This is a genomic window from Flavobacterium undicola (assembly GCF_009909155.2).
Taxonomy (GTDB): Bacteria; Bacteroidota; Bacteroidia; order Flavobacteriales; family Flavobacteriaceae; genus Flavobacterium; species Flavobacterium undicola.
Window position 1 is genome coordinate 115,163 of the sequence record NZ_JAAAPM020000004.1, and the last position, 21,038, is coordinate 136,200.

Consider the following 21,038-nt stretch of genomic DNA (forward strand, 5'->3'; position numbering starts at 1 on the left):
TAAGCAAAAAAAATGCAATAAAAAATGCAATAAAAAATGCAATAAAAAATGCAATAAAAAATGCAATAAAAAATCCGTTCATTACTGAACAGATTTTAGATTTTACGTTTTAGATTTTATAGAAATAGGTAAGCTGTATAGTGTTCGAACAGCTTCTCCATTTATAGTTCCAGGATTCCATTTAGGAGATAATTTTAAAACCCGTACTGCTTCATCTCCTGCTCCATGACCAAAGTTGTCTCGAAGTATTTTATAATTAGATAAAGTCCCATCTGCCTCAATAATAAATGTTAAGTAAACTTTTCCTGTTAACTTTACCTCTTCAGGTGTTTTAGGTGTTATGAAATTTTCGCCTACAAATTTATAGAAAGCCTCCATGCCTCCCGGATATTCTGGATTTTCTGTTAATCCGGCTGTACTGTAGATTGCACTAGGATCTTGGTTTTTTGTTTTAACATTTTTTGGGTCAAATTCATCAATGATGAATGTTTTAGGTTCCTCTTTTTCTGTTTTTTCTATAATTTCTTTTTCAGATAAGGGTTTGTCATTGTTATTACGAATAACTAATGGTGGAGCAAGTTTTTTTTGTTTCGCGGTTAAATCGGAATATTTTTTCTTTGCAACTACTTTTCCTTTTTCATCTTTAATTTCGAAAGTAGTTTTCTTGTAATATGCTTCTCCATTCACGTAAATATTCTTTCCATCTTTTTGTGGGGTTTCTTGTGCTACTACTTTGGTACATACAGAAAGTACAAGTGTTGTCAATAATGGAATTAGAATTCCCTTTTTTAAGAATGCTCTTGATGCGGATGCGGTTTTTGTCATCATAATTAATCTTTTTTTGGTTACTGAATAATTTAAATTACTGGCCAGGTAATAGGTTGGGTTCGCGTTTGCTTTAGATAAAAGTAAATTTTGGTAAAACGGAACATTTTTATGCGATTTCACGACTTTCTCGTCAGCAAGGAATTCGTGGTTGAGTTGGATTGCTTTTTTATAGAAAATAAATAGGGGATTGAACCAAAAAATTACTTTTAATATTTCGATAAATAAAATATCTAAAGTATGTTTTTGATTTACATGAATTAACTCGTGGGTGTATAATTCGTCTTCAATTTTTCGATCATGATAATCCGATTCATTGATGAAAATATGATTTAAGAAGGTATAAGGAAGTGTTTTTTCTTTTACTAAAACCAGCTTTGCATTTTTGTAATTAATGGTTGGATTCGTTTTTGTTCTAGTGTTCAATTTCCAAATGTTTAAAACGAACCGAAGTAATAGTGCCAAAGTAATTACTCCATACAGACTCCAAGCGGCTATCAGCCAATAATTAGTAGGATCTTCAATGATAGGCATACTAGTTATTTTTTCCATTGGAATAACACTAGGAGTAGTTTCCTGATGGGGAATTTCCTGAATTATTTCGATAGTTATAAAAGGAATGGTGAATGAAAACAGCAAGCTAAACAATAAGTAAAACCTATTGAACTGATGCATTTTTTCTTTTTCCAAAAACAAAAAATAGGCGATCAAAAGAACACCTAAACTAAGACTGGATTTGATTAGAAAGTCGGTCATTTTTTCTTTTTTTGAAGTTCTACATCGATGATTTTTTTTAATTCTTCTAATTCCGTTTCGGACAAATTAGTTTCTTTGGTGAAAAATGATGCAAATTGCGAAGCCGAATTATTAAAAAAATTACTAATCAATCCGTTGACATGTTTCGAGAAATAATCTGATTTTTTGACCAATGGATAATATTCTCTTGAGTTACCATATTCAGTATAAGCGACGAATTTTTTATCAATCATGCGTTTTAATAAAGTGGCAACCGTAGTCGTTTTAGGTTTTGGTTCTGGAAAAGCTTCGAGCAAGTCTTTCATGAAGGCTTTCTCTAGTTTCCAAAGGTGTTCCATTAATTGTTCTTCTGAATTGGATAGTTGCATATTGATGTTTTATTAAAATTATTTTATTTCTTCTGAGACTACTTTTCCTTTGTTATAGTTACGAGTTATTGTTAGCTTACCTTTGAAGTCATAATATTTCCAGATTCCAGAATAGTACCAATGTAGTTTTTTCGTGTTTTGGTCAAGTTGTGTATTTCCTTTGGATTCTAGTTTTCTGTTTTCATGGAACAATTTAAGCTTACAAAAGTTTTTATGATAAAGCTCTTTTTTAATCAGTTTACCGTTTAGATAGTATTTCCATTTTTTTATTGGATCATCATTTTTATAGGTTCCAATGGATTTATAGTGCGCGCTATCTATTGAGTAATTTTCAATCCATAATCCTTGTCTTTTTTTATTTATAGTATGATTCGTTGTTTTTGTTTTACAAGAATTCAAGCTAATAATTGCAACTAAAAGGATAAAGATTTTCTTCATTTGCTCTACATAGTAAAAGTTTACTCTACAAATGTAGAGTAATAAATTGAATATCCAAATTTTTTACAAAAAAAATCCGTTCACTCAGTTTAGAATGAACGGATTAAAAATATTTTTTCTTTGTGACTTAGTGCCTTTGTGGCAAAATCTATTTTGAAAGCTCCACAAAATATTTATAAAACAACGGAATGGTTTCGATTCCTTTTAAATAATTGAAAATTCCAAAATGTTCGTTGGGAGAATGAATGGCGTCGCTGTCTAGTCCAAATCCCATCAGAATGGTTTTACTTTTTAGTTCTTTTTCGAATAAGGCTACAATGGGAATACTTCCGCCTGAACGCACCGGAATGGCAGGAATTCCAAAGGTTTCGGTGTAGGCCATATTAGCGGCTTTATAACCAATGCTGTCAATAGGGGTTACATATCCCTGACCGCCGTGATGCGGAGTTACTTTTACCGTAACCGCTTTGGGAGCAATAGCGATAAAATGTTTCGTGAATAATTCGGTGATTTCTTCCCAGTCTTGATTCGGAACCAGTCGCATCGAAATTTTGGCGAAAGCCTTAGACGGAATCACGGTTTTGGCACCTTGACCGGTGTAGCCGCCCCAAATTCCGTTGACATCCAGCGTAGGACGAATGGCGTTTCTTTCATTGGTAACATAGCCTTCTTCGCCATAGACATCCTTTAAATCGAGTGCTTTTTTGTACTCTTCGATATCGAAAGGCGCTTTTGCCATTTCGGCTCTTTCTTTCAGCGATAATTCTTCGACCTTATCATAAAATCCCGGGATAGTAATGCGATTGTTTTCGTCGTGAAGTGAAGCAATCATTTTGCTTAGAATATTAATGGGATTGGCTACAGCTCCACCGTACAATCCCGAATGTAAATCCCTGTTAGGTCCTGTGATTTCGACTTCAACATAACTCAAACCGCGTAATCCTGTGGTTATAGAGGGCTGTTGATTTGAAATCATTCCGGTGTCTGAAATTAAAATGACATCGTTTTTTAGTTTTTCTTTATTGTTTTCGACAAAGCTTTTTAAGTTAACGCTGCCTACTTCTTCTTCGCCTTCAATCATGAATTTTACGTTGCAAGGCAGGGTTTTGCTCTGGATCATGTATTCGAATGCTTTGACGTGCATGTACATTTGGCCTTTGTCATCACAAGCCCCACGGGCAAAAATAGCGCCTTCAGGATGAATGTCGGTTTTTTTGATTACGGGTTCAAATGGAGGAGAGGTCCAAAGTTCCATAGGGTCGGGCGGTTGTACGTCGTAATGACCATAAACTAAAACCGTTGGTAAATTAGGATCGATTATTTTTTCGGCATAAACAATAGGGTAGCCGTCGGTTTCACATATTTCGACATTATCACAGCCGGCTTTCTCCAGACTTCGTTTTACGGCTTCGGAGGTGTCAATTACATCTTGGGAATAAGCAGAGTCAGCACTTACAGATGGAATTTTTAATAGTTCAATTAATTCGTTGATAAAACGCTCTTTGTTTTGTTGGATGTAATTTGTAATGTTTTCCATTGATTGTGCTGGGTTTTGATACTTTCAAAAATACAAAAAACAGAATTATAATTTTTTTTAATTTTTTACTTTGAATATTGGAACTTATCATTATATTTGCACCCACAATTGAGCGGATATGGTGAAATTGGTAGACATGCCAGACTTAGGATCTGGTGCCGCAAGGCGTGTAGGTTCGAGTCCTATTATCCGCACTTTAAAACCCAAAATACTAATTTTTAGTATTTTGGGTTTTTTGTTTTTCGGGATTTATTTTTTAAATAAGCCATTTTATAAATGTGTTTTTTGCAAAATATAAGAACCCTGAAATTTCTTGATGATAATGATGTAGTAAGTTTGGCTCCAATTGTTGAGCCAAATGATATAGATACAAAATCACTTTGATGATTTTTGCTGTTTCTTGATCTTTTTTAAAACGTTTGTTTTTTCTTTTTAGTCTTTTTTTTACCGATGTGGTAATTTTGTTTTGTAGCTGTTCGGACGTGTCCTGGATAAATCGAACTGTTGCAATCATAATAATTAATAATTGATTAGAGTGCAAAGCTTTTAATACTCTTGTTTCGTTTGAAGTACGAAATTGTACTGTTTACGGTACGCTATTTATTTTGTAGTTTAAACCATTCTAAAGCAGTTGAATAGTCTTTTTTTCTTTGTGAGTTTGTGGTTTGTGTTTTGGTTTTTATTTTAGAAAAATCCTCCTCGTATTCCTTAATGAACCAAAGCCTAAATGGTGCGGGTTTTTGGTGTATGAATTTGTCTTCAAATAAACATCTGTAATAATAACTTAAATCTTCATAACGTCCTGTTGTGTTTTTTTGCTTTACGAATTCATTTAAGATATGTTCAAACAAATCAAAACCATTATTCGAAAACATTTCGCCGTATTTTTCTTTTATGATTATTGTGTTTTTTTTAACTGTTGAGGTGTCGAGCAAATCGAACGGTTCGGGCTCTTTTTCTTCAGAAATTAAATTCAAAAATATTTTATGAAATATCTCATGAATGTTATTTGTTTTAAAAAGCACATATTCGTAATCTTTTTGTTCAAGAGTGCGAATAGTGACTGAATACTCGAATTTAGTTAACTTATTGCTTTGTAGATGAAAATCAAATAGTAGTAAACTGTGGGCTTTATATTCATCAGGAATTCTATCAAATGTAGTCTCAATATCATTCAGTATATCTATTTTAACTTTTGATTGTTTGATAAGTATATCTTGACAATAATCGTTATGTTTTCTATTAAGCTCCACTAATAAATTTAAATCTGAATTTTTGCTTAATTCATAAATTGTATGTCTTATCTCAAAATCACTTAATTTCTCACCACTTTCGAAAAAAGTCAATAGGTTACTTTTCTTAATCTTGGTCTTTTTTGGTTCAAGTTTTTGGAGTTGGTCAATATCAATATCTATGCTTTTAATTATTTCTTCAAGAAATTCAATTTCGTAATAACATAGTTTCCCTTTGATAATACTATATAACCCCGATAAATCAACTAAAAAGTTGTTTTGTCAAAATCATCAATCATATTTTGAGCTATTAACATACTGTCTTCTACAACCGATTTAGGAATATCTCGAATAATGCCATTTTCATCAAACCAAAACTTTCTTATTGATTCTCTTTCTGTATGTAATCGAGTTATTTCAGAATATATTTGCGTATTCACATATTCTTTTATGTGGTCTAATGCTAATTCACATTGTAAAAAAAATTCGTCTTTTGTGATAAAATCTTCTCGTTCTGCTACTTTTTGTTTTCGAATTAGTATTTTTCGAAATAATTCCATTTGCAAATCAAACATAGGTTCTGCGGGTTCGCTAGCAACTGGATTTTTTGTTTCGAAATATGTATCTGTGATTAAGTATAAATACTGTTGTCTGTCCATTATTCTGTTCTGTATTAAATATAGATTTCATTATGCAATTTGGATGGATAATCCTAATGCATTGATTATTTGGACAAAATTTGAAATTTGTAAATCAGTTTTACCTTGTTCTATTTTAGCAATATAGGCGCGTTCTTTGCCTATTTGGTCGGCTAATTGTTGTTGTGTTAAATTTTTTTCTTTGCGTTTCTCTTTTATCAATTCGCCATAATAAAAAGACAATGTTTTTTTTGTAAACTCCTCTCTTTCGGCTGTGCCTTGCTTGCCATATTTTTCGTCTAAATAGTCATTGGCTGTAGGCAACTCTCTTTTTATTCTTTCTAAATCAAGTTTTGGTCTTGCCATTTTTCTAAAATTTTGATTGCTGATTTTATTTGTTTGTGATAATCTTTTGTAGATTTTTTTATAAATCCATTTAATAACAAAATATTTCTACTTTGGGTTATGTTGTCGTGGTCTATTGTAAAAACAATAATTCGATATTCGTTATTGACCTGTACTCGCATTTCATAGAAATCGGTGTTGATTAATTTTTTTGCTATTTTGGTATTAATTACGGCTTGTGTTGTTATTATTTCTACTAGGTAATCTATTTTATCCGTTACATTGGTTTCTGAATTGTTTAAAAAATCTATAAATTCCGGTGTTTTGAATATTGTCCTCATTGTTATGAGTCTTCTACAAATGTAACGAATTAGTTACTGTTTTTTTTATTTTGTTTCTTTTTTTAATATTTCTGTTTATGGGTTTGGTCTTTGCTTAGTTATTATAAAGCTACATAAATAAATTGACGTTTGAGTCTTTGTCCAGTCCTGAAAAAGGGATACGGTATTAATAAAAAATTAAATGTATTTTTGTCTTTCAACTACAAATGCTGAAAGCAATACATGGATATTAGACCCTTTATAGATTCAACTTATTTAAAAACGGCTTCGCAGGCGGTACTAGACGAAAACCAAAATCAGCTTGTCGTAGAGACTTTTATCAGAGAAGCTATTGAAGAGCGTTTTAAACTCATCATGATTCGCCCTGAAATGGTTGCTATAGCCAAGAAAATGATTACAGAATCGGAATCCAATCTCCAAATAGGAACTGTAATCGATTTTCCCCAAGGGCAATCCAGTATTGAAGAAAAGTTACGCGAAGCCATTCAGGCGATTGCTGATGGTGCTGACGAATTGGATTTTGTATGCAATTATGAAGCTTTTAAAAATGGTAATGTAGATTTGGTAAAAGAAGAAATTCTAAGAGGAACTCAATTAGCATTGGATAACAATAAAATAATTAAATGGATTATTGAAGTTGCCGCTTTGGGTGATAAACAAATAATTCAGTTGTCGGCTTTGATAAAAAATGTTGTCATGGCTAATTTTAAAGAATCGGATTATGCTGCTGTTTTTGTAAAGTCTTCCACGGGTTTTTATCAAACCAGCAATAATGAGCCTAACGGAGCCACCATTCCTTCGGTAATTATGATGATCGAAAACGCATCGCCACTTTCAGTAAAAGCAGCTGGTGGAGTACGAACGTATGAAGATGCAGTGGAGATGATTAAATTAGGTGTTAAACGCATTGGGACATCGGCAGCAAAAGCAATTGTAAATGGAGAAAACAATAAAAATGAGTATTAAAAGAAGGGTTATAAACGATATGAAAAAAATAGTGCCAATTTTATTTTTGTTCTTTTTTATGACGTTGGGTTATTCTCAAACTCAGGATTTGAATTCTGATGTAGTGCTGAATTCGCAACGATTTCCTGTTTTTTCAGCTTGTAAAAATTTAGAAGCAGCAGCATTAGAAAGTTGTTTTTATAATGAAGTGCAGGAGTTTGTTTTTCAAAATTTTGTGGTTCCGGAAAATTTGGTACAGAATAATTTCAACGGAAATGTCAAAGTGCTTTTTGAAGTTGATGCGAATGGCGTTTTTAAAGTGATTTATGTGAATGCGGTTGATGAAAAATTAATTCAGGAAACCAAGCGTGTTTTTACAAAATTTCCAAAAATCATTCCTTCCACTTATAATGGAAAAGCGGAATATTCGAGATATAATATTACGATAGCTATTCCGTTAAAAAGCCCGGCTACATTAGCAGCAGAGAATTTGGCAAAAGCCGATATTCTTAGAAATACTACCCAGCAATTGACTGAATTAGATAATATAGTATATAAAAAATACAATAATCCGGAGTTTGAAAGTCATTTGAATATTCCTTTTTCGCATAGTTATTATGCGCAATTTGATGCTTCTTTAAATCAGGTAGGAAGTAATAATCATACAGCTTCAAAACCCTATTCTTATGCTGAGGTTGGTAAATATTACAACTTTAAACAAGAAAATGAGAAGTTAAAAAAGAAAACTTCCGGCTGGTGGACGAGAAAATTATGGAATGAAAATACGGTAGAAATACGAGGGGAAGATTATTGGTTTACTTTAAATCCTGTTTTGGATTTGCAAGTGGGTAAGGCTTCTCGTACTGCTGCGTCTTATACTTATGTCAATACTCGTGCGATTAATTTTAGAGGTGGTTTAGGAAAACAATTGAATTTTACGACCACGATTTTTGAAAGTCAAGGACGTTTTGCGGATTATTACAATCGTTATGCCGAGTCGTTAAAACCTTCCGGAGGGAATCCGGCGATTATTCCGGGAATAGGTATTTCTAAAGACTTTAAAACCGATGGCTATGATTTTCCTTTGGCGGAAGCCAATTTGACTTTTACTCCAAGTAAATTTTTGGATTTACAATTGGGTTATGGAAGAAACTTTATAGGTGATGGTTATCGCTCTTTGTTAGAAAGTGATGGCGCTAGTCCGTATCCTTATTTTAAGCTGAATACCAAGTTTTGGAAAATAAAATATACCAATACTTATATGTGGTTAAAGGATGTGCGTACTGATGTTACTGTAGATAAAACCTATGCAACTAAGTTCATGGCAAATCATTACCTGAGTTGGAATGTTTCTAATCGATTGAATTTAGGTTTCTTCGAATCGGTAGTGTGGACGAATAAGAATGACAGAGGTTTTGATGCGAGTTTTGTAAATCCAATTATTTTTTATCGTTCGGTAGAGTTTGGCTCTTCTTCGAGATCAGGAAATGCGCTTTTGGGATTGACTTTTAAATACAAATGGGATAGCCAAATTAACTTTTACGGGCAGTTTCTGTTAGATGAATTTTCATTGGGAGATATTAAAGAAGGAGATAATAGTTGGAGAAATAAATACGGATACCAATTAGGTGCGAAATATTACAATGCTTTTAATGTGTCCAATTTATTATTGCAACTGGAATACAACCGAGTACGACCTTATGTGTATTCGCATTCTGAGCCAATTACTAATTATGGACATAATAATCAAGGTATTGGTCATCAGTGGGGTAGTAATTTTGGTGAGTTTGTTGCTATTGCCCGCTATCACAAAGATCGGTTTTTTGCCGATGTGAAATTAACAACTGCTACAAGAGGTTTTGATTTTGATACAACTGCCAATGATTTGAATTATGGTAGTAATATTTATAAGGATTATGATTTAAAGAGAGCTTCGAATAGCGGTGTGAAAGTAGGACAGGGAAATAAGACCAGTTTTTTCATGGCTGATATTCAAGGAGGTTATTTGATAAATCCATCAACTAATTTAAAACTTTTTGCCAGTTATATTTATAGAGATTTTAATCCAATGCAAAATACATCCACAGTATTTAAAGAAAGTGCCAATTGGTTTTCTATAGGTGTACGATCGGATGTTTTTAATTGGTATTTTGATTATTGATAAATAAGGTATAATGGATTAACTAAATAAATTTTCAAGAAGTTGCTCTAATTAGTTTTGATGCAAAAATTGTATCTTTGAAGTAATAAAAGACAGATTGTTATGAATTTACAGTTGACAAAAATGGAGCTGATAGAAATGCTTTTAAGTACTAAAAAAGCGACTGTGTTAAAGAAAGTAAAAGCTATTTTAGAAGAAGATCAAGCTCGATTAACAGAAGAGGATTATAAAATTATAGATTCGAGAAGAGAAGCCCATTTAAGAGGTGAAAGTAAATCTTTTTCATGGGAAGAAGCGAAACAGCAGATTCTTAAATCATAGTTTTGTGAAATATACGCTAGAAATTAAAGAAGAAGCAGTTCTTGATATTAAAGAAGCCTATCTTTATTATGAAGAGCGGAAAATAGGTTTAGGGGATCGTTTTTTAGATACTTTGGAAATCTATTTAGAAAGAGTACAGCAGTATCCTGAACATTATCAAATCAGGCGAAAACCTTATAGAGAAGCTTTTATTAAAGATTTTCCGTATTTAATTATCTACGAAATAGAAGGGGCTAAAGTAATTGTTTATGCTGTTTTTAATACTTGGAAAAATCCAAATAAAAAACCGCTAAAGAAATAATATAACATCTTCATTTGTTATTTTTACTAGTGGCTCGTTAGAAGATAAAACGTGGTTTTTACAGCATATTTAGATAAATAAATTTTCAAGATCTTACTCTGAAAAAGCTTAAATTTTTCTTCAACAATATTTTATGATTTGTTTTTTGCCAAATCCCTTTCGATGAGTTACTTTTGCAGCAGTTTTACAAAAACCTAATGAAAACGGCATTGAGCACAACTACAAATACATTTTCCCTTAAAGCGATTTTTACCGATTTTAAAGAAATCACCAAAGCTGGATTGGCTATTAGTGTGTTGTTTTCGTCTATTGCGGGATATCTTTTAGGTTTTAATGATGGGCAGCCTTTTCAATGGTCGGTTTTATTGATGCTTTGTGTAGGTGGTTATTGCATGGTAGGAGCTTCAAATGCCTATAATCAGGTAATTGAGAAGGATTTAGATGCTTTGATGGATCGAACTAAAAATCGCCCGGTTCCTTCAGGAAGAATGTCTTCAAATATGGCGTTGGTAGTGGCTAGTTTACTTACCTTAATTGGTCTTTCATTATTGTATATGATTAATCCTAAAACAGCGATGTTTGGGGCAATTTCAATATTTTTATACACCAGTGTGTATACACCGCTTAAAACACTTACCTCTTTGTCTGTTTTTGTGGGGGCTTTTCCAGGTGCTATTCCTTTTATGTTGGGCTGGGTTGCTGCTACTGGCGATTTTGGAATAGAGGCAGGAACTTTGTTTTTAATTCAGTTTTTCTGGCAGTTTCCTCATTTTTGGGCTATTGGTTGGTTTTTGTATGAAGATTATGAAAAGGCAGGTTTTTTCATGTTACCTACCGGTAAGAAAGATAAAGGGACAGCATTGCAGATTATTTTATATACTGTTTGGTTGATTGTTGCTTCGCTGTTGCCATCAATTGGATACACAGGTAAGTTATTTATTTCTCCAATAGCAGCAGGTGTTGTTTTTTTATTGGGGCTTTGGATGCTTTATTATGCGGTTCAGCTGTATAAGATTAAAACGGCAAAAGCGGCCAGAACTTTAATGTTAGTAAGTGTTTCTTATATTTCATTGTTACAATTGGTTTATATAATTGATAAATTTTTAAGATAGTTATGGGAGTTACAATGACAGTAGATGAACATAAAGCAAGAACGGCAAGATCATACAAGTTGATATTGTTGTTTGCTATGGTTAGTATGACTATGATGTTTGCAGGGTTAACAAGTGCTTTTGTGGTAAGTAAGTCAAGAGTGGATTGGTTGAAAGATTTTCAATTGCCAACGGCTTTTTATATTAGTACAATTGTGATAATTGGATGCAGTGTGACTTTTCACCTGGCAAAAAAAGCAATTCAAAAAGACAATAAAAGCCTGACAACTAGCTTGCTTTTGACAACCTTGGCTTTGGGTGTTTTGTTTGTGATTTTACAGTTTGTAGGTTTTGGTCAAATTGTAGAAAGTGGTTATTATTTTACAGGTGCAGAGAGTTCAATTACAACAACTTTCTTGTATATTGTTACTTTAATGCACTTATTGCACTTGGCCGGAGGCTTAATTTCACTTTTAATTATAATTTATAATCATTTTAAACAAAAGTACAATTCGAGTCAAACTCTTGGAATAGAACTAGGTGCAATGTATTGGCACTTTCTAGATTTTCTATGGGTTTATTTATTTGTATTTTTATATTTCTTTAAATAAGAAAAAAACGTAAATTTGGGAACTTTTTAACGAATAACTTTTATGGAAGCGACAGTTACTACTGCAAATAGTGAAGAAAAAACTTGGGGAGGCGGCAATGAGCCAATGGGAGCAAGTTATGGTAAAATGATGATGTGGTTTTTTATCGTATCTGATGCCTTAACGTTCTCTGGATTTTTAGCAGCTTACGGTTTTTCTAGATTTAAATTTATTGAAACATGGCCTTTGCCTGATGAAGTGTTTACTCACTTCCCTTTTATGCATGGGGTTGCGGCACCTATGTACTATGTAGCATTTATGACTTTTATTTTGATTTTTTCATCTGTAACAATGGTTTTGGCTGTTGATGCGGGTCATCAATTGAAAAAGAACAAAGTTGTTGTTTACATGTTTTTAACTATTATTGGAGGTTTAATTTTCGTTGGCTCTCAAGCTTGGGAGTGGAAAAACTTTATCAATGGTGAGTATGGAGCTATCGAAACAAAAGGAGGAAGTATTCTTCAGTTTGTTGGTAAAGATGGAAAACAAGTAGCGCTTGCTGATTTTGCAGCAACTTTACATGAAGAAAGAACTCAGTTGTCCAGGAGTCATGGATCTTGGTTTATGGAAGAGTCTACTCAGCCAACTTATTCAGTAGCTGAAGTACAAGCTGGTTTCAAAGCACATCCTGATTTGTTGATTAGAACTGAAGTTATAAAAGATAAAAAGAAAACAATTCTTTCCAGAGCTGAATCTGAACTAAGATTAGGTCAAGCTGCTTTAGTAGTTGAAGGAGCAAACTTAGAGAGAAATGAGTATGGAAGTAAATTATTTGCTGATTTCTTCTTCTTTATTACTGGTTTCCACGGATTCCACGTTTTCTCTGGAGTAATTATCAATATCATTATATTCTTTAATGTATTGCTTGGAACTTATGAGAAAAGAAAAAGTTATGAAATGGTGGAGAAAGTTGGACTATACTGGCACTTTGTCGATTTAGTATGGGTATTTGTATTCACAGTTTTCTATCTAGTTTAATTTTTAAAGTTTATTTATTATGTCACACGAATATGTATCAAACACAGCTAGAATCTGGAAAGTATTTGGGATTTTATCAGTAGTTACAATTATAGAGGTTTTTTTAGGTATTTATAAGCCTGATGCTTTACATCTTAGTTATTTTCTTGGCTTAAGTTTGTTAAACTGGATTTTTTATGCACTTACTATTTTTAAGGCATATTTCATTGTATGGGCTTTTATGCACATGGAAGGGGAGGAATCAAGCCTTAGATGGGCTGTAGTTTTACCAGTTATTTTTCTTGTCTTATACTTACTTTTCATTCTGTTGACTGAAGGGCATTATATTTATGGGGTTTTTAAAGATTCAACCATTAAATGGAATTTTTAACACTATATTAATTCAAAAAAAGGGCACGCATTGCGTGCCTTTTTTTATTTTTGCATTTTAAAATTAATTTTCGATAATGAAAAAAAATATAGTTCTTTTTATACTCTTCGTTTTGCCTATTGTAGCTTATCTTTTCTTTGCTTCAGGTGTTAATAGTTTTACTAAACTTCCCGTTATTACTCCTAAAGTTGCTGATTTAGGAAAATGGGAATCTTTAAAGGGAGAAAAGGTTAGTTTAGATAATAAAATTACTATCCTTGGTTTTTCAGGAACTGAGATTTTAAAGAACAGAGGGAATCTTTTTAATTTAAATGAAAAGATCTATAAGCGATACCATACCTTTAATGATTTGCAGTTTGTGATGATTTGTCCATTAGGAACTGAAAAGGATATAAAAAATATTATGGATGCTTTTGATGACTTTACAGATGTTTCTCAATGGCATTTTGTTTTCACAACTCCTGAAGAAATTCAATCTTATTATAAACAATTGAAATTAGTCAAGCCATTAGATGCTAATGCCGGAACTTCTAATGTTTTTATAGTAGACAAGGAAAGAAATTTGAGAGGAAGAAAAGATCAAAAAGAATATAAAGAAGGCTATGATAGTTTTCACCTTTCTGAGTTGAGTAATGAGATGTTAGATGATTTTAAGGTTATTCTTTATGAGTACCGCGCTGCTCTTAAAAAGAATCACAATGCTACCAAACAATTATAAACACACCATTTTATGTTGAAAAATAAATCATATATCGGGATTTCGTTTATTGTTTTAATTTTCGGAATTTATGCAGTTCCAAAGATTATTTCACGTATTCAAAATGGAGATGTTGTTAAGGCCGATCGTTTAGATAAAGTGTCGTCTGGCAGTAATTCAGAAGAAAATTTGATAAAAATTGGTCCAGCGCCAAAATTCGAATTAACAAATCAAGACAATCAAAAGATAAGTAATGCAAGTTATAAAGGGAAAGTTTATGTTCTGGAATTTTTCTTTACTACCTGTCCTTCTATTTGTCCAAAAATGAATCAAAGTATGTTGGTTCTCGAAAAAAAATTCTTTGGGAATCCTAATTTCGGAATTGTTTCTATTACAATTGATCCTAAACATGATACTCCTGAGGTTTTGAAATCTCATGCTAAGCTGATAGGTGTTAAGTCTTCTAATTGGAATTTTTTAACCGGCGACAGGCAAACAATATTTGATTTGGCTAACAAAGGGTTTAATCTTTATGCAGGAGAAAACAGCAAGGTAAATGGCGGATTTGAACATTCAGGGATGTTTGCTTTGATCGATAAAAATGGTAATATCCGTTGTAGAAAAGATGATTTTGGAAATCCAATTTTGTATTATGATGGATTAGAAAAATCAGGAGTTAGAGATATTCAACAAGATATCAGTATTTTATTAGCAGAATAAGTTATGAAAGAGCAAAGTTTAGAAACAAAATATAATAAGTGGATTGTGCTGTTGTCAGTTGCAATTCCGTTAGTGGTTGCAATCCTTTTTGGAGTTAATTTGAGAAAATTGGGTTATGATGTACAACCACTTTCATTTTTACCTCCTATTTATGCTACTATAAATGGAATTACTGCAATTGTGTTGGTTTTGGCTGTATTGGCTATAAAAAAAGGAAATAGACAATTACATGAAAACTTAATGAAAACGGCTATAGCTTGCTCTGTTGCCTTTTTAGCGATGTATGTAGCCTATCACATGACTTCCGATTCTACAAAATTTGGTGGAGAAGGAATTATAAAATATGTGTATTACTTTATATTGATAACTCATATTATTCTTTCGGTTGTTATTATTCCGCTAGTTTTAATCACTTATGTTCGTGCATTGGCACAAGTATTTGATAAGCATAAAAAGATTGCCAAAATTACTTTTCCTATTTGGCTGTACGTTGCAGTTACAGGTGTTATTGTGTATTTAATGATTTCTCCTTATTATGTTTACTAAAGTCAGAAGTCATAAGTTAGAAGTTAGAAGTGAAAATGGTAAAGTGAAAATTCTATTTTCTATTTTCTGTTTTCTATTTTCTATGTTTTTTTCTCTTACGACTAACGCTCAATGCGCTATGTGCAGAGCTGCCTTAGGTGGCGATGCTAACATAGAGAAAGCAAAGGCAGTCAATGATGGAATTGTTTATTTGATGGTTATTCCTTATTTATTAGTAGCTGTAATTGGTTATTTTGTTTATCGAATGAGGAAAAATAAAACGAAGTAGTTTTATTTGAAACCGTCAACGGTAATGTTGATTTCTCCATTTACTTTTACAAAAGCAATAATGGCATTTTGGCTCAGTTCTATTTTTTGAAATTGAATGTCGTCTATTTTTCCGTTTACAAATACACCCGTCATTGGCGAGTAATTGTTCAGGTAGTTTAGCATTGTTTTCTTTCCTTCTTCAAGATTGGGTTTAATCGAATAGCGGCAGTTTTCCTGAATTTTTCTTAAAATGATGCCTTGAGCAAGCCAGTTTGCGGTACGCATTAATTTGCTTTTGGTGTCTAAAGCATAATTCAATTCATCAAAATAAATTTCTTTTTTCTCGGGATTGTATTTTGGAAATCCTGCTAAATATATCGTTCCATTTAGTGAACCGGTTAAATCTAAGGCAATGACCATTTTTCCGCTTTTGTGCCAGATGTTAACGTCTTCTACTTTTACCTTTCTTGAGCCAGAGGCAAATTCTTCTCCGGTAAAATTTTTCTTCATTATTCTGGAAGCGTCTGCATAACTGGAAACAGCAGTAATATTTGCTGTAATTTGATTCGGAATTTTACTGACTGCTTTCAATGTGATTTGATTGGCATTGAATTTAGTTTCCGGAACCTGACCTATGATGGTTTCCATATTGCATTTCATGCCCATTTGCAATACAAACGATTCGTTTTTTAAATGAGCTGCTGTTGAATAAATTTCGACAGGAACAATTCTAAGCCAACTTTCGTAAGCTTCATTCATTTGAAAAGGAGTGCAGATTTTTTGTAGAGCCGCCATGACATTGGGTTTAAAATCCGTTGATTTTTCGATAGCGTCATCAATCTTTTTTTCTATTTTGGATTTGAATAATTTTATAGAAGGATTGATTAAGTAAGTTACAGGCATGTTTTTACCAAAAACGCTCATAGTTGGACTTTCGTTCCAGTCTAAAGAACTCAATTCGGTTTGGGTTTTGAGTTTCCAGTTGTTTAAACTTACTGAGCTGTTGAGAGTGACAACTCCGTTTAAATTAAATTCTTTGGTGTTGTAAAGTGAAACTCCCATTGTTTTTGTTCCAATTCGGTATTTTATGATGGCTTTTAACGGTAATATGGTGGTGATTTTTTCAGAACTGTCAATGCTACTATTTTTGATAGTAATAGGAGCGAGTTTCCAAATTTTCATTTCAATATCGTCGTCTTCTATGTTGCTATCGTCATAGATTAATCCGTTTAATGCAGTGTTGGTTTGGTTTTCAATGTCTTTTAGTTTGATGCTAATAGGTAAATTGATAAACGAAGGAACATTATTGTAAACAATCGGACTGGCATCATCTGGCTCAGGTTTTAATGTGGCAATTCTTTGAGAAGTAGAACAACCTATAACAGCCAGCAGGCTAGTGAAAACAGTTAGAAAGATAATTTTTTTCATTGGATTGATTTGAAGCTGTAAATTTAGAAAAAGCTTTTAATTCCTGTTAAAAAAAGAGAAAAGTAAATGATAAGGCTTTTATTTGTTTGATTTTTAAATGTTTTTGAAGGATGTGATTATTCTTAGCTAGAAAAACTTATTTTTGTGTAGTAACTTTACTTCATTTTAGTTCGAATAAATATGAATCCAAAAAAATATTTTAGTTTACTACTCTTTGTAATAATTAGTTTTTATTCGAATGCACAATCTCGTCAATGGTCTTTAGAAGATTGTGTAAAATATGCTTTAGATCATAATATTTCTATTAGACAATCAGAGTTAGATACTCAATCGGCAGGGATAGATAAGAATGATGCTTTTGGACGTTTTTTACCTACGGTATCGGCTAATGCTTCTCATTCCTGGAATATTGGTTTGAATCAGGACATTACTACCGGACTTTTAAAAAATCAAACTACTCAGTTTACTTCGGCAGGAGCTAGTGTAGGGATTGATATATACAAAGGATTGCAAAATTTAAATACGCTGAGAAAAGCGAATCTTTCTATAGTGGCTGCAAAATACCAATTGCAAAAAATGAAAGAAGATATTGCTCTTAATGTTGCCAATGCTTATTTGCAGGTACTTTTTAATAAAGAAAACTTAAAGGTGCAAAACAATCAATTGACTATCGATACCAAACAATTGAATAGAACTCAGGAATTAGTCAATGCAGGGACTTTGCCTAAAGGCGATTTATTAGATGTTAAAGCTACTATTGCTGCCGATAATCAAAAAGTAATTAATGCTGAAAATGCTTTGCTGATTGCTAAGTTAAGTTTGACTCAGTTGTTGCAACTGGATAGTTTTGAAAATTTTGATGTTACTGAATCTAATGAATTTGAAATGAATCAAGCTATTTTATCCCAAACACCAACAGCAATTTATGACAAAGCAAAGCAAGAGCGCGTGGAGTTGAAAATTGCTCAGACCAATCTGGAAATTGCCCAGAAAAATGTAATCATTGCTAAAGGTGCTTACCAACCTACATTGAGAGGTTTTTATAATTTTAATAGCCGTGTTTCTTATGCCGATATTGCTTTAAGAGACAGTAATACAGGAGCTATTATTGGTACTCAATCAGCACCAAAATTTATGGATCAGTTTAGTGATAATAAAGGACAATCGTTCGGAGCTCAGTTGAGTATTCCTATTTTTAATGGTTTTTCTGTTCGTAATAATGTCGAGCGAAACAAGGTGAGTTTCGAAAAGTCTAAAATAGCTTTAGAAAAACAGGAATTAGATTTGCAACGCAATGTGTACACTGCTTTTACCGATGCAAAAGGAGCTTTGAAAGCTTATGAATCGGCAGTTCAAGCCTTAGATGCGAGGTCAGAATCCTATAATTATTCGAAAGAAAAATTTGAAGTTGGTTTGATGAATTCATTCGATTTAAGTCAGTCTCAAACCTTGTTATCTGCGGCACAATCAGAAGTGTTGAGAACTAAATACGATTATATTTTTAAAACTAAAATATTGGAATTGTATTTTGGAATTCCAATCATAAAAAATTAGATAAGTTATGTCAAAAAGAAATATTTATATCCTTGTTGCTGTTTTTATAGTAGTAATAACTTCTTTGATAATATTAGGAAAAAAAGGAGTTTTTGGAAATAAAGCCGATGTTAAAGAGATAGAAATTGCTAAGATTGTTCCTATGACCATTGTTGAAACAGTTTCGGCAACGGGAAAAATCCAACCAGAAATTGAAGTTAAAATAGCTTCGATGGTTTCGGGCGAAATTATTGATTTGCCTGTAAAAGAAGGGCAAGTAGTTAAAAAAGGAGATTTGTTAGTAAAGATAAACCCTGATTTGTATTTGTCCAGTTTGAATAGAACTGTTGCGGGTTTGTCTGGTTCTAAAGCGGGACTGACACAAAGTGAAGCACAATTTAAAGAAGCTAAAGCCAGTTATGATCGAAATAAAGTTTTATTTGAAAAAGGTATTATTTCTAAATCAGATTGGGATAAATCAGTTGCTTCGTTTGATGTTGCTAAAGCGGCAAAACAATCGGCTTATTTCAGTGTTCAAAGTGCTTCGGCATCGGTTAATGAGGCTAAAGATAATTTAGGGCGAACAATTATTTACGCTCCAGCTGATGGAACTATTTCGATGCTAAATGTTGAATTAGGAGAAAGAGTATTGGGAACACAGCAAATGACCGGAACGGAAATTTTGAGAGTGGCCAATTTGAATAATATGGAAGTGGAAGTGGATGTCAATGAAAATGATATTGTAAAAATTAAAGTAGGCGACTTGGCTAATGTTGAAGTAGATGCCTATTTGAAAAAACAATTCAAAGGAATTGTGACCAGTATTTCTAATTCGGCCAGTTCGACTTTGACAGCCGATCAGGTAACGAATTTCAAAGTTAAGGTTCGAATTTTAAAAGAATCTTATGAAGATTTATTAGTTGGAAAACCGGTGACTTATTCGCCATTCAGACCGGGAATGACTGCCACGGTAGATATTATTACTAAAACGAAGAGAAATGTTTTGGCTGTGCCAATTAGTGCCGTTGTGGTAAAATCGGATACGACTGCTGTAGCTATTTCAGATAAGGAAATACCGGATCCTAAAGAAGATAAAAAGGAAGCGCCTAAAAGTGATAAAAAATTAGAGTGTTTGTTTTTAAAAGTTGGCGAAAAAGCTAAAATTAAGATTGTGAAAACAGGAATTCAGGACGATACTAATATTGAGATTTTAAGCGGAGTTAAAAAAGGCGATGAAGTAATAACCGGACCTTATACCATAGTGAGTAAAGAATTGAATTCGGGAGATAAAGTCAGTATTAAATCGGAAAACAAAAAGAAATAAGCCGTTTTCTTTTGGCTGTTGATTTAAATTTTTTTAGACCTTTGCAAAAAGAAAAAAGACATTGAATTATATACTTAACATAGAAACCGCAACAAAAAATTGTTCCGTTTCCATTGCCAAAGATGGCAAAACTCTGGTTTGTAACGAAATTGCCGAAGAAGGCTATTCGCATGCCGAACGTTTGCATGTGTTTATAGAGGAAAGTATAAAAGAAGTGGGTATCACTTATAAGGATTTAGTTGCTATTGCAGTGAGTCAGGGGCCAGGTTCTTATACTGGACTTAGAATAGGTGTTTCGGCGGCAAAAGGATTGTGTTTTGCTTTAGGAATTCCATTAATTGCTGTAGATACGCTACAATCATTAGCGGCTCAGGCCAAGATTGAATCTGGTTTTGTAGTACCAATGTTAGATGCGAGAAGAATGGAGGTTTACAGCGCTGTTTTTTCGGCTAAATTAGAGTTAAAAAGAGCAATTCTTGCCGAGGTTATCACCGAAGATTCTTTTCAGGAATTTGAAGAAACATTGTATTTTGTTGGCGATTGTGCCGAGAAATGTCAGACTGTTTTAAGCAAATCTAATTTTGTCTTTTTAGAAACTATAAAATACCCTTCGGCTAACGAAATGAGTGCTTTGAGTTATGCCAAATTTTTAAAAAACGATACAGTAGACGTTGCTTATTTTGAGCCTTATTATTTGAAGGATTTCATGATAACGACTTCAAAAAAGTAGTAAGTTTTTAGAATTTTATATATAAGCCTCTAGAGGTTTTTATTAAGTACATTTATTAAAAAGGAAATTCTATGGAAAGTTTAATAGGTATAACAGGTTTGTTTATAGCATGGTTAACATATCATAAAACGTTTAATGGTAAACCTACTGAGGAAAGAAATAATTTATTAGGTGTTTTTATAGCTACGCAAAAGCTTCACTTAGAAGTTCAATCAATAATTCAAAAATATATTGATGAAAATGATGGGGCAAGCCACTTATTATATCCCGATATTACTTTTCAACAATATCTCGATTTAGCTAAACAAGAATTTGAAAAAGGACTCTCTGATAAGGTTTATGATGATTTAAAAAATAATAAGGATTACACTAAAAGTAATATTGCAACTTTTCAAAATATGATTGATATACAACATAATGCCTTAATGCAGTTTAGAACTCAATTATTTTTTTTGAGTAAAACTTAATGTGAACTAGGTATGCATAAAAATAAAAAAAGAAAGCGTTTCAATTG

25 protein-coding genes and 1 tRNA gene are annotated in these 21,038 nt (G+C 32.6%); 17 read left to right on the plus strand and 9 right to left on the minus strand.

Annotation, left to right across the window (positions count from 1 at the left end; all coding sequences use genetic code 11):
• Window positions 1-102 precede the first annotated feature (102 nt).
• From GTZ96_RS03820 to GTZ96_RS03835, 4 genes are all read right to left on the minus strand, one after another.
• The gene (locus tag GTZ96_RS03820) at window positions 103-1,581 is read right to left on the minus strand and encodes a M56 family metallopeptidase (protein WP_161641265.1); all 1,479 of its coding nucleotides are present in this window, start codon (window positions 1,579-1,581) and stop codon (window positions 103-105) included.
• Complete coding sequence (locus tag GTZ96_RS03825; RefSeq protein WP_161641266.1) at window positions 1,578-1,949, minus strand: BlaI/MecI/CopY family transcriptional regulator; 372 nt, start codon at window positions 1,947-1,949, stop codon at window positions 1,578-1,580. Before GTZ96_RS03825 ends, GTZ96_RS03820 begins: the two co-directional genes overlap by 4 nt.
• 18 nt (window positions 1,950-1,967) lie before the next feature.
• Window positions 1,968-2,387 (minus strand): toxin-antitoxin system YwqK family antitoxin, encoded by a 420-nt coding sequence (locus tag GTZ96_RS03830; protein WP_161641267.1) that lies wholly within the window; start codon window positions 2,385-2,387, stop codon window positions 1,968-1,970.
• 148 nt (window positions 2,388-2,535) lie between these two features.
• Window positions 2,536-3,924 carry a dipeptidase gene (locus tag GTZ96_RS03835; protein WP_161641268.1) on the minus strand — a complete coding sequence of 463 codons (1,389 nt, stop codon included), beginning with the start codon at window positions 3,922-3,924 and terminating at the stop codon, window positions 2,536-2,538.
• Between the two features lie 112 nt (window positions 3,925-4,036).
• Between GTZ96_RS03835 and GTZ96_RS03840 the strand changes: the two genes are divergently transcribed.
• A tRNA-Leu gene (locus tag GTZ96_RS03840) sits at window positions 4,037-4,118 on the plus strand.
• Window positions 4,119-4,520: 402 nt separating this feature from the next.
• On the opposite strand, the gene GTZ96_RS03845 is transcribed toward GTZ96_RS03840, so the two are convergent.
• The 4 genes from GTZ96_RS03845 to GTZ96_RS03860 all read right to left on the minus strand — a co-directional run bounded on the left by GTZ96_RS03845 (window position 4,521) and on the right by GTZ96_RS03860 (window position 6,480).
• On the minus strand, window positions 4,521-5,270 hold the full coding sequence (locus tag GTZ96_RS03845) for a hypothetical protein (protein ID WP_161641269.1): 750 nt from the start codon (window positions 5,268-5,270) through the stop codon (window positions 4,521-4,523).
• A 152-nt stretch (window positions 5,271-5,422) separates the two neighbouring features.
• The gene (locus tag GTZ96_RS03850) at window positions 5,423-5,815 is read right to left on the minus strand and encodes a hypothetical protein (RefSeq protein ID WP_161641270.1); all 393 of its coding nucleotides are present in this window, start codon (window positions 5,813-5,815) and stop codon (window positions 5,423-5,425) included.
• A 30-nt stretch (window positions 5,816-5,845) separates the two neighbouring features.
• Complete coding sequence (locus GTZ96_RS03855) at window positions 5,846-6,160, minus strand: helix-turn-helix domain-containing protein (protein ID WP_161641271.1); 315 nt, start codon at window positions 6,158-6,160, stop codon at window positions 5,846-5,848.
• Window positions 6,136-6,480, minus strand: coding sequence for a type II toxin-antitoxin system RelE/ParE family toxin (locus tag GTZ96_RS03860; protein WP_161641272.1), 345 nt, complete (start codon window positions 6,478-6,480; stop codon window positions 6,136-6,138). Before GTZ96_RS03860 ends, GTZ96_RS03855 begins: the two co-directional genes overlap by 25 nt.
• A gap of 222 nt (window positions 6,481-6,702) precedes the next feature.
• Here GTZ96_RS03860 and deoC point away from each other — a divergent pair, with 222 nt between their 5' ends.
• From deoC to GTZ96_RS18460, 12 genes are all read left to right on the plus strand, one after another.
• Entirely contained in the window at window positions 6,703-7,446 is a 744-nt protein-coding gene (deoC, locus tag GTZ96_RS03865) for a deoxyribose-phosphate aldolase (protein WP_161641273.1), read from the plus strand.
• Window positions 7,436-9,586 carry a capsule assembly Wzi family protein gene (locus GTZ96_RS03870; protein ID WP_235972840.1) on the plus strand — a complete coding sequence of 717 codons (2,151 nt, stop codon included), beginning with the start codon at window positions 7,436-7,438 and terminating at the stop codon, window positions 9,584-9,586. Before deoC ends, GTZ96_RS03870 begins: the two co-directional genes overlap by 11 nt.
• Before the next feature lie 102 nt (window positions 9,587-9,688).
• The gene (locus GTZ96_RS03875; RefSeq protein WP_161641274.1) at window positions 9,689-9,907 is read left to right on the plus strand and encodes a hypothetical protein; all 219 of its coding nucleotides are present in this window, start codon (window positions 9,689-9,691) and stop codon (window positions 9,905-9,907) included.
• A 4-nt stretch (window positions 9,908-9,911) separates the two neighbouring features.
• Window positions 9,912-10,208 (plus strand): type II toxin-antitoxin system RelE/ParE family toxin, encoded by a 297-nt coding sequence (locus tag GTZ96_RS03880; protein ID WP_161641275.1) that lies wholly within the window; start codon window positions 9,912-9,914, stop codon window positions 10,206-10,208.
• A gap of 197 nt (window positions 10,209-10,405) precedes the next feature.
• Window positions 10,406-11,320, plus strand: a complete 915-nt coding sequence (cyoE, locus tag GTZ96_RS03885) for a heme o synthase (protein WP_161641276.1) — start codon at window positions 10,406-10,408, stop codon at window positions 11,318-11,320.
• Between the two features lie 2 nt (window positions 11,321-11,322).
• Window positions 11,323-11,910: a cytochrome c oxidase subunit 3 gene (locus tag GTZ96_RS03890; RefSeq protein WP_161641277.1), complete on the plus strand. Its 588-nt coding sequence runs from the start codon at window positions 11,323-11,325 to the stop codon at window positions 11,908-11,910.
• Between the two features lie 42 nt (window positions 11,911-11,952).
• Window positions 11,953-12,927 carry a cytochrome c oxidase subunit 3 gene (locus tag GTZ96_RS03895; RefSeq protein ID WP_161641278.1) on the plus strand — a complete coding sequence of 325 codons (975 nt, stop codon included), beginning with the start codon at window positions 11,953-11,955 and terminating at the stop codon, window positions 12,925-12,927.
• A gap of 19 nt (window positions 12,928-12,946) precedes the next feature.
• Window positions 12,947-13,297 (plus strand): cytochrome C oxidase subunit IV family protein, encoded by a 351-nt coding sequence (locus GTZ96_RS03900; protein ID WP_161641279.1) that lies wholly within the window; start codon window positions 12,947-12,949, stop codon window positions 13,295-13,297.
• Between the two features lie 76 nt (window positions 13,298-13,373).
• Window positions 13,374-14,015 carry a hypothetical protein gene (locus tag GTZ96_RS03905; protein ID WP_161641280.1) on the plus strand — a complete coding sequence of 214 codons (642 nt, stop codon included), beginning with the start codon at window positions 13,374-13,376 and terminating at the stop codon, window positions 14,013-14,015.
• Between the two features lie 12 nt (window positions 14,016-14,027).
• Entirely contained in the window at window positions 14,028-14,714 is a 687-nt protein-coding gene (locus GTZ96_RS03910; protein ID WP_161641281.1) for an SCO family protein, read from the plus strand.
• 3 nt (window positions 14,715-14,717) lie between these two features.
• Entirely contained in the window at window positions 14,718-15,260 is a 543-nt protein-coding gene (locus tag GTZ96_RS03915) for a DUF420 domain-containing protein (protein WP_161641282.1), read from the plus strand.
• A gap of 118 nt (window positions 15,261-15,378) precedes the next feature.
• Window positions 15,379-15,528 carry a hypothetical protein gene (locus GTZ96_RS18460; RefSeq protein WP_394368010.1) on the plus strand — a complete coding sequence of 50 codons (150 nt, stop codon included), beginning with the start codon at window positions 15,379-15,381 and terminating at the stop codon, window positions 15,526-15,528.
• 2 nt (window positions 15,529-15,530) lie between these two features.
• On the opposite strand, the gene GTZ96_RS03925 is transcribed toward GTZ96_RS18460, so the two are convergent.
• Entirely contained in the window at window positions 15,531-16,937 is a 1,407-nt protein-coding gene (locus tag GTZ96_RS03925; RefSeq protein ID WP_161641284.1) for a DUF4403 family protein, read from the minus strand.
• 180 nt (window positions 16,938-17,117) lie between these two features.
• On the opposite strand from GTZ96_RS03925, the gene GTZ96_RS03930 reads away from it, so the two are divergent.
• The 4 genes from GTZ96_RS03930 to GTZ96_RS03945 all read left to right on the plus strand — a co-directional run bounded on the left by GTZ96_RS03930 (window position 17,118) and on the right by GTZ96_RS03945 (window position 20,991).
• Window positions 17,118-18,491, plus strand: a complete 1,374-nt coding sequence (locus tag GTZ96_RS03930; protein ID WP_161641285.1) for a TolC family protein — start codon at window positions 17,118-17,120, stop codon at window positions 18,489-18,491.
• Window positions 18,492-18,498: 7 nt separating this feature from the next.
• The gene (locus GTZ96_RS03935) at window positions 18,499-19,794 is read left to right on the plus strand and encodes an efflux RND transporter periplasmic adaptor subunit (RefSeq protein ID WP_161641286.1); all 1,296 of its coding nucleotides are present in this window, start codon (window positions 18,499-18,501) and stop codon (window positions 19,792-19,794) included.
• Window positions 19,795-19,855: 61 nt separating this feature from the next.
• Entirely contained in the window at window positions 19,856-20,524 is a 669-nt protein-coding gene (gene tsaB / locus GTZ96_RS03940; RefSeq protein WP_161641287.1) for a tRNA (adenosine(37)-N6)-threonylcarbamoyltransferase complex dimerization subunit type 1 TsaB, read from the plus strand.
• Between the two features lie 71 nt (window positions 20,525-20,595).
• Entirely contained in the window at window positions 20,596-20,991 is a 396-nt protein-coding gene (locus GTZ96_RS03945) for a hypothetical protein (RefSeq protein ID WP_161641288.1), read from the plus strand.
• Window positions 20,992-21,038 lie beyond the last annotated feature (47 nt).

Excerpts from the sequence above, each read along its gene's own strand:
- GTZ96_RS03820 (WP_161641265.1), bottom strand. The coding sequence starts at position 1,581 with ATGACCGACTTTCTAATCAAATCCAGTCTTAGTTTAGGTGTTCTTTTG.
- GTZ96_RS03825 (WP_161641266.1), bottom strand. The coding sequence starts at position 1,949 with ATGCAACTATCCAATTCAGAAGAACAATTAATGGAACACCTTTGGAAA.
- GTZ96_RS03830 (WP_161641267.1), bottom strand. The coding sequence starts at position 2,387 with ATGAAGAAAATCTTTATCCTTTTAGTTGCAATTATTAGCTTGAATTCT.
- GTZ96_RS03835 (WP_161641268.1), bottom strand. The coding sequence starts at position 3,924 with ATGGAAAACATTACAAATTACATCCAACAAAACAAAGAGCGTTTTATC.
- GTZ96_RS03850 (WP_161641270.1), bottom strand. The coding sequence starts at position 5,815 with ATGGACAGACAACAGTATTTATACTTAATCACAGATACATATTTCGAA.
- GTZ96_RS03855 (WP_161641271.1), bottom strand. The coding sequence starts at position 6,160 with ATGGCAAGACCAAAACTTGATTTAGAAAGAATAAAAAGAGAGTTGCCT.
- GTZ96_RS03860 (WP_161641272.1), bottom strand. The coding sequence starts at position 6,480 with ATGAGGACAATATTCAAAACACCGGAATTTATAGATTTTTTAAACAAT.
- deoC (WP_161641273.1), top strand. The coding sequence starts at position 6,703 with ATGGATATTAGACCCTTTATAGATTCAACTTATTTAAAAACGGCTTCG.
- GTZ96_RS03870 (WP_235972840.1), top strand. The coding sequence starts at position 7,436 with ATGAGTATTAAAAGAAGGGTTATAAACGATATGAAAAAAATAGTGCCA.
- GTZ96_RS03875 (WP_161641274.1), top strand. The coding sequence starts at position 9,689 with ATGAATTTACAGTTGACAAAAATGGAGCTGATAGAAATGCTTTTAAGT.
- cyoE (WP_161641276.1), top strand. The coding sequence starts at position 10,406 with ATGAAAACGGCATTGAGCACAACTACAAATACATTTTCCCTTAAAGCG.
- GTZ96_RS03890 (WP_161641277.1), top strand. The coding sequence starts at position 11,323 with ATGGGAGTTACAATGACAGTAGATGAACATAAAGCAAGAACGGCAAGA.
- GTZ96_RS03895 (WP_161641278.1), top strand. The coding sequence starts at position 11,953 with ATGGAAGCGACAGTTACTACTGCAAATAGTGAAGAAAAAACTTGGGGA.
- GTZ96_RS03900 (WP_161641279.1), top strand. The coding sequence starts at position 12,947 with ATGTCACACGAATATGTATCAAACACAGCTAGAATCTGGAAAGTATTT.
- GTZ96_RS03905 (WP_161641280.1), top strand. The coding sequence starts at position 13,374 with ATGAAAAAAAATATAGTTCTTTTTATACTCTTCGTTTTGCCTATTGTA.
- GTZ96_RS03910 (WP_161641281.1), top strand. The coding sequence starts at position 14,028 with ATGTTGAAAAATAAATCATATATCGGGATTTCGTTTATTGTTTTAATT.
- GTZ96_RS03915 (WP_161641282.1), top strand. The coding sequence starts at position 14,718 with ATGAAAGAGCAAAGTTTAGAAACAAAATATAATAAGTGGATTGTGCTG.
- GTZ96_RS18460 (WP_394368010.1), top strand. The coding sequence starts at position 15,379 with ATGTGCAGAGCTGCCTTAGGTGGCGATGCTAACATAGAGAAAGCAAAG.
- GTZ96_RS03925 (WP_161641284.1), bottom strand. The coding sequence starts at position 16,937 with ATGAAAAAAATTATCTTTCTAACTGTTTTCACTAGCCTGCTGGCTGTT.
- GTZ96_RS03930 (WP_161641285.1), top strand. The coding sequence starts at position 17,118 with ATGAATCCAAAAAAATATTTTAGTTTACTACTCTTTGTAATAATTAGT.
- GTZ96_RS03935 (WP_161641286.1), top strand. The coding sequence starts at position 18,499 with ATGTCAAAAAGAAATATTTATATCCTTGTTGCTGTTTTTATAGTAGTA.
- GTZ96_RS03945 (WP_161641288.1), top strand. The coding sequence starts at position 20,596 with ATGGAAAGTTTAATAGGTATAACAGGTTTGTTTATAGCATGGTTAACA.